This is a genomic window from Paraburkholderia sp. SIMBA_030 (genome assembly GCF_046535245.1).
Classification (GTDB): Bacteria; Pseudomonadota; Gammaproteobacteria; order Burkholderiales; family Burkholderiaceae; genus Paraburkholderia.
This window is the reverse complement of sequence record NZ_JAWRXB010000588.1, coordinates 1-270: the sequence shown is the minus strand read 5'-3', so window position 1 is coordinate 270 and position 270 is coordinate 1. Positions and strand designations below refer to the sequence as shown.

The 270-nt window shown below is 61.1% G+C and carries 1 protein-coding gene; it reads right to left on the bottom strand.

Annotated features, from left to right (window positions below; translation table 11 throughout):
* Positions 1-270 (bottom strand): hypothetical protein (locus SB772_RS41300; protein WP_410838690.1); only part of this gene is annotated, 270 nt, incomplete at both ends.

The following is a 270-nucleotide window of genomic DNA, read 5'->3' as shown; positions in this document are numbered from 1 at the left end:
GGTATTTCTGGTATTCGTAACCGCGAACCCAGGCCAGACGATAGTTGCCGAGGGTCTGCGGGTTCGGTGCCGGATTACTCGCCAGGCCCAAGGCATAGATGTGATCGGTGTCGTAATTCCAGCGTGGATAAAGCACATCGCTGGCCTCGTCACGGTAAGCACCGACACAGGCATCCACTTCACCGCGCTGGGCCAGGCCCACGGCGCGGGTGTACGGCTCGGTACGGAAGTCGAGTTTGACCCCGGCCGGTTCGAAGATGGCCCGCATCA